Below are 2852 nucleotides of genomic sequence, written 5' to 3'. Positions count from 1 at the left end.
AAAGCTGGGCAAGCAGTAACTCTCAATAATATTGGTGGTGTTTACGATGCCTTGGGAGACAAACAACAAGCTTTGTCGTACTACAATCAATCTCTACCCTTGAGGCGACAAGTAGGAGATAAAACCGGAGAAGCCATCACTCTCAACAATATTGGTGGTATCTACGACGCATTGGGAGATAAACAACAGGCTCTAGCATTTTATAATCAATCTCTAGTCTTATCACGACAAGTGGGTGATAAAGCCGGGCAAGCCGTTACTCTCAATAATATCGGCCGTGTCTACGACTCTCTAGCAGACAAACAGCAGGCACTAAAATACTATAACCAGTCCCTACCATTAAGACGACAAGTTGGGGATAAAACGGGAGAAGCTGCCACTCTCAATAACATTGGTAGTGTCTACGATGGCTTAGGAGACAAACAACAGGCTTTAGCATTTTATAACCAATCTCTAACCCTCTCAAAACAAGTAGGCGATAAAGTTGGGGAAGCAACGACTCTCAACAACATTGGCGGTGTCTACAATGCTTTGGGAGACAAACAGCAGGCACTCAAATACTACAACCAGTGTCTACCCTTGCGGCAACAAATTGGCGATAAAACAGGAGAAGCCGTCACTCTCAATAACATCGGCCGTGTCTACGACTCATTAGGAGACAAACAACAGGCACTCAAATACTATAACCAGTCAATGCCCTTAAGACGGCAAGTAGGAGATAAAACAGGAGAAGCCGTCACTCTCAATAACATCGGCCGTGTTTATGACTCATTAGGAGACAAACAACAGGCACTCAAATACTACAACCAATCCCTATCTTTATCCCAACAAGTGAGAGATAAAGCAGGTGTTGCAACTAGCCTCAACAACATTGGCGGTGTCTACTCTGCATTGGGACAGAAACAGCAAGCACTAGTTTACTACAATCAGTCTTTGCCCCTAAGAAGACAAATGAGGGATCAAGCTGGAGAAGCTATTACTCTCTATAACATTGCCTATTTAGAACGTGATCAAGGCAACCTCAAACAATCTCTAATTCAAATTGAAGCAGCTATCAAGCTCATCGAAAATTTACGTACGAAGATTACTAACGAGCAACTGCGTACCTCTTATTTTGCCTCGCAGCAAACTATTTACCAGTTTTGCAACGATTTATTAATGCAGTTGCACAAGCAATATCCAAATCAAGGTTACGATGGTTTGGCTCTACAAACCAGTGAAAAATATCGTTCTCGCAGTTTGTTAGAACTACTCACAGAAGCTAATGCTGATATTCGCCAAGGTGTAGAGCCAAAACTACTAGAAGCCGAACAAAAATTGCAACAGCGGTTGGATGCAACCGAGAAACGGCGTTTAGAACTTTATACCAGCGGTCAATACACCCCAGCACAAGCGCAAGTTCTAGAAAATGAACTGGCCGCACTTCTCAAAGACTATCAAGATGTACAGGCGCAAATCAGATTAACCAGTCCCAAATATGCTGCACTAACTCAACCTCAACCTCTTTCTCTCAAAGAAATTCAACAGCAAGTATTAGATGACGATACTCTTTTGTTAGAATACGCCCTTGGTGAAGAACGCAGCTATTTGTGGATGGTTAGTAAAACTAGTATTAGCAGCTATGAATTACCTAAACGTGCAGATATCGAAAAAGTTGTTAAGCAATTTAATTATTTATTGAAAATACGTTACTACCGCCTCAGTGCCAACACCAAAATAGATGCAAGCTCTGGGTTAGGTACTTTTAGCAGTTACGAAGTACTGGAAAAACTCAATCAAACGCTGTTAAAACCGATCGCAGAAAAAATCAAAAACAAACGCTTGGTGATTGTCGGTGATGGTGCTTTACAATATCTGCCATTTTCTGCCCTACCTCAACCCGGAACATCAGGTAAGAACTTCAAGCCTCTGCTAGAAACAAACGAAATTCTTTATGTACCATCAGCTTCTACTCTAGCTGTCATCAGGCGCGAACACAAAGAACGCAAAATTCCTCCCAAAGCCTTAGCGGTGATAGCAGATGCTGTATTTAGCAATGATGACGATCGCCTGACTAGAATTATCCATCAGCCCATACCCAAGCAAATTATTCCCCAGATCAATCCCAATTTCTCTTTTGAGCGTTTATCTTTTACTCGCCAAGAAGCAGAGAACATTTTAGCTTTAGTGCCTAAATCTCAAACTCTGCAAGCATTAGATTTTGCTGCTAACCGTGCTTTTGTTACTAGTTCTCAACTTAGTGAATACCGCATCATACATTTTGCCACCCACGGCATTTTAGATACCGAAAACCCAGCTTTATCTGGCGTAGTTCTATCACTATTTGATCAACAAGGAAGGTTACAAAATGGCTTTTTGCGTCTACAAGATATTTTCAATCTCAAACTTCCAGCAGAATTAATTGTTCTCAGTGCTTGTGAAACTGGCTTAAGTAAAGAAATTAAAGGCGAAGGATTAGTCGGATTAGCTAGAGGATTTATGTATGCTGGTAGTCCTCGTGTGTTAGTCAGTTTATGGAATGTGGATGATGAAGCGACATCAAAATTAATGAGGACATTTTATACCAAAATCTTGAAACAGGGAATGACACCCGCGGCAGCATTGAGAGAGGCGAGGGTAGAATTATGGCGAGATGAGAATTATTCTTCACCTTATTATTGGGCGGGCTTTACTTTACAAGGTGAGTGGAAGTAAAAGTAGAAAATTTGTTTTTACTTTCTGCTGAGTTTGGGAATAATAAACTCAGCATTGAATATACTTATGGCTTTTTTACACGGAATTACTAAAATTTTTGTACGTAATAACTCTGGGATAAATTCCTCCGTTATACCATTTCACTAAAAAAATGATAA

General features: G+C 40.7%; 1 protein-coding gene. It reads left to right on the top strand.

All coding sequences use genetic code 11. From position 1 onward, the window contains the following. A partial coding sequence (locus tag NCWK1_RS23495; protein WP_103126378.1) for a CHAT domain-containing tetratricopeptide repeat protein occupies window positions 1–2694 on the top strand: 2694 nt, incomplete at its 5' end. Window positions 2695–2852 lie beyond the last annotated feature (158 nt).

The sequence above is a fragment of the Nostoc cycadae WK-1 genome, from assembly GCF_002897135.1.
In the GTDB taxonomy this organism is placed as follows: domain Bacteria; phylum Cyanobacteriota; class Cyanobacteriia; order Cyanobacteriales; family Nostocaceae; genus Nostoc_B.
This window is presented reverse-complemented; position numbering and strand designations above follow the sequence as displayed.